This is a genomic window from Aurantimicrobium sp. (genome assembly GCF_036667855.1).
GTDB lineage: Bacteria > Actinomycetota > Actinomycetes > Actinomycetales > Microbacteriaceae > Aurantimicrobium.
Window position 1 is genome coordinate 1 of the sequence record NZ_JAVWTF010000087.1, and the last position, 3,436, is coordinate 3,436.

4 protein-coding genes and 1 pseudogene are annotated in these 3,436 nt (G+C 54.7%); 3 read left to right on the forward strand and 2 right to left on the reverse strand.

The annotated features are described in order from the left end of the window. A pseudogene (locus RR877_RS10085) lies at nt 1-1,087 on the reverse strand (DNA-directed RNA polymerase subunit beta); the annotation flags it as partial. 234 nt (nt 1,088-1,321) lie between these two features. Here RR877_RS10085 and RR877_RS10090 point away from each other — a divergent pair. Genes RR877_RS10090 through RR877_RS10100 form a run of 3 tightly spaced genes read left to right on the forward strand, consistent with a single transcriptional unit; the run spans nt 1,322 to nt 3,160 of the window. Further along, a complete protein-coding gene (locus RR877_RS10090) occupies nt 1,322-2,182 on the forward strand; it encodes a fused MFS/spermidine synthase (protein ID WP_332551210.1) in 861 nt (286 codons plus the stop codon). Nucleotides 2,183-2,184: 2 nt separating this feature from the next. Next, entirely contained in the window at nt 2,185-2,643 is a 459-nt protein-coding gene (locus tag RR877_RS10095; RefSeq protein WP_096382579.1) for a SprT-like domain-containing protein, read from the forward strand. Between the two features lie 46 nt (nt 2,644-2,689). After that, nucleotides 2,690-3,160: a hypothetical protein gene (locus tag RR877_RS10100; protein ID WP_332628132.1), complete on the forward strand. Its 471-nt coding sequence runs from the start codon at nt 2,690-2,692 to the stop codon at nt 3,158-3,160. Between the two features lie 3 nt (nt 3,161-3,163). Here the strand turns inward: RR877_RS10100 and RR877_RS10105 are convergent. Further along, on the reverse strand, nt 3,164-3,436 hold a 273-nt coding region (locus RR877_RS10105; protein ID WP_332628134.1), incomplete at its 5' end, for a hypothetical protein.

Below are 3,436 nucleotides of genomic sequence, written 5' to 3' on the forward strand. Positions count from 1 at the left end.
CGAAGTGGTCGATGTCGTCTACGTCGAGACGGATGTCAACCTTCTTGCCGTCGCGAAGACCAGAGAAGGTCTTCTCATCGTTGTGCAGTGCGACCAAGTACTTAATGGTTGCAATGATGTCTGCAACAGAAAGTACGGAGTCAGTCAGCGGAGCTTCAAGACCGAGCTTGCGGTTGATCTTGTAACGACCCACCTTCGCCAGGTCGTAACGCTTGTGGCTGAAGAAGAAGTTGTCGAGAAGTGCACGTGCAGCTTCAGCAGCAACCTGCTCTCCTGGACGGAGCTTGCGGTAGATGTCGCGCAGTGCGTCTTCCTTGGTGAGGATGGTGTCCTTTTCCAGGGTCTGCAGGATGGAGTCGTAACCAGCGAACTCGGTTGCGATCTCTTCGCTGGTCATACCCAGCGCCTTGAGGAAGATGGTGACGGACTGCTTGCGCTTACGGTCGATACGAACACCGACAGCGTCACGCTTGTCGATTTCGAATTCGAGCCATGCGCCACGGCTAGGAATGATGCGTGCGGAGTAGACGTCCTTGTCAGAGGTCTTTTCCTGTGCGCGCTCGAAGTACACACCGGGTGAACGAACCAGCTGAGACACAACAACACGCTCGGTGCCGTTGATGATGAAGGTTCCCTTTTCGGTCATGAGAGGGAAGTCACCCATGAACACGGTCTGGGTCTTGATTTCACCCGTGACGTGGTTCATGAATTCTGCCTCAACATACAGAGGAGCAGCGTAGGTCTTGCCACGCTCCTTGCACTCGAAGATTGAGTACTTCTCTGGCTCGAGATACGGGTTCGTGAAAGAGAGCTGCATGGTCTCATCGAGGTTCTCGATGGGAGAGATCTCTTCAAAGATCTCCTCCAGACCAGTGCGTGAAGGCAGGTCCTGGCGACCTTCCTTCTTTGCTTCCTCCACACGCTTCTGCCAGTGTTCATTTCCGACGAGCCAGTCAAAGCTCTCGGTCTGAAGTGCCAGAAGATCGGGAACAGTCAGAGTGTCCGTAATCTTCGCGAACGACAAGCGCGATGCACTACGGCCGTTCTTGATGGACTTGGTGTCTTTTGCGTTGCGCGCAGCAGCCAAGGAAATAACCTCCGTGGGTCCGTCATGGACCATCATGGTTGTGGTTGGTGTGGGATAAATTGCAAACCCGATGAGACCCGCTAAAGTGGGGCCACTCGTAGAGTTCTCCACGAGATTGTTGTACTGTCACCCCGACCGCAATATGAGGGCATGACAAAACATCGAGCGCAAATTACAACTCTATAACGGTTTGCGGGCCGATGTCTAGTTGGATTTTTCTGGTGGTGTAAGCACATGGCGAACAACCCAACCATCACCCTCAAATCTTCCGGCCTGCGCGCAACCATTGAACCTGACCCCTATCAAGACGGCGCCTACGTTCTTGATATCGATGGAACCCCTCAATCTCACGTCTTTATTGACGATCCCAGCGAGCTGTTTTTTGAGTACATTCGTCGCATTGGCCATGTGCTCGACCAGGTTGGGGAACCCGGGGCACCGATTACTGCAGTTCATTTAGGCGGTGGCGCTCTCACGCTCCCCCGCTACATCGAGGCAACAAGGCCCGGTTCCAGGCAACAGGTCATCGAACTCGAGCAAGACCTCATCGACTTCGTCCGGGAACACCTCCCCTTGCAAAAAAATGCAAACATCCGTATTCGTTATGGCGATGCTCGTGAAGTCCTGGGCAAATTGCCCAGTGGACTTCACGGCAACGTCGATGTTGTCATCGTGGATGTCTTTAGTGGCGCCCGCACTCCCGCTCACGTCACCAGCGTTGAGTTCTACACCGAGGCAGCAAAACTCCTTGCCCCCTCCGGTGTGCTCATTGTTAATGTGGCCGACGGTCCAGGCTTGGCTTTTGCCCGTGGACAGGCAGCAACATTGAACGCTGTCCTTCCTCATGTGATTGCTCTGGCAGAAACCCAGGTTCTCAAAGGGCGGCGCTTTGGCAATGTGGTTCTGGTGGGAACCCAGGATGCTGCCATTGGTCACTGGCTGCCCCGCCTGCTTGCTGGTGGACCACATCCTGCAAAAGCTGTTGAAGGTGCGGAGATGAAGCAGTTCATTGGTAGCGCCCCTATTGTGTTGGACACCACCGCAATAGCCTCCCCCACCCCGAATAAAACCATCTTCCAGATTTCGAGGAAGTAGCCATGGCGGATCTGGACCGGGTAACCAAGTGGGCGGATGCCCTCATCCGCCTGCATCTTGACCCCGCAGTGTGGAGTTTCGGGTTTGACCACGCTCGCACGCGTGCAGGTTTGTGTAATTTCACGGAGAAAAAGATCTCTGTCTCTAGGCACCTGGCTGCCAAATATGAGGATGATGAAGTGCATCAGATTCTCTTGCACGAAGTTGCTCACGCGATAGCGGGACCTCGGGCAGGGCACGGGCCAACCTGGAAGAAGATTGCCTACGACTTGGGATATGACGGCAAGCGCACGCATGACGGAAGTGCGGCACATGAGCTTGCCCCCTGGCTGGGCACCTGCCCAGCAGGGCATGAACACTACCGTTTCCGTCAGCCCAAAAAAGTGTTGAGCTGCGGTGAATGCGGCCGCGGATTTAATCGTGCCAATTTAATTCACTGGGAAAAGCGAGAAATCAGCTAGCGTGTGAAGTGAGGGGGATATCCCCCACACAACACCAGGGGCACCCATGAACGTCTTTCTTCGACTCACACTCGATTGCGAACCTGATGTTGCCTGGCGAGCCATTGCCAACCCGAAGGTGTTCACGGCGGTCTCCTCTCCATGGCTGAAGATTGTTTCCAAAGAACAGGGCGGCTTTCCTCAGGCGTGGATAGGTGATGGCCCCCACGAAGTATCCATGCGTTTATTCGGGGTAATCCCGATGGGCCACCAAACCATCGACGTCAGTTTCACCCAACGTCCCGGCCGCGTTCGAATGATGATTGACTCAGGTAAAGCTCTCAGTGGTCCCATGAAAATGGTCAAGAACTGGGATCACCGCATGGCCATCTCACCTGCAGAAAACAACCAGACTCTGTATCGCGACCGCTTGGTCGTCAAAGCTGGACTGCTCACGCCCTTGGTCTTTATAGGACTGTGGACGTTCTGGCAGATTCGCGGAGCAAAGCTGAAAAAGCTTGCCCCAACCTGGAGCTAGAACTTAGTCGCGCTGCGATTCAGATTCGTCGAGCGAAACCATGGCATCTGCCGAAGCGAGCGCCTTGAGCTCGAGAGAGAATTCGCGCATTGCTTCACGCTGACGCTCGAGGCTGTCACGACGACGCTCTGCTTTTTCCATCATTTCGAGAGCATGCTCATCAAAGAGGATGGCCAATGTCTCAGCACGTGAACGAGCGCGGCTGATCACGTTGGTTGCACTCTCGCGTGCAGCGTTGAGGAGAGCTTCAGCATCTGCGCGGGTGGTTGCAGCAAA

Coding starts and splice junctions, on each gene's coding strand:
- RR877_RS10095 (WP_096382579.1), top strand. CDS start 2,185: ATGGCGGATCTGGACCGGGTAACCAAGTGGGCGGATGCCCTCATCCGC.
- RR877_RS10090 (WP_332551210.1), top strand. CDS start 1,322: ATGGCGAACAACCCAACCATCACCCTCAAATCTTCCGGCCTGCGCGCA.
- RR877_RS10100 (WP_332628132.1), top strand. CDS start 2,690: ATGAACGTCTTTCTTCGACTCACACTCGATTGCGAACCTGATGTTGCC.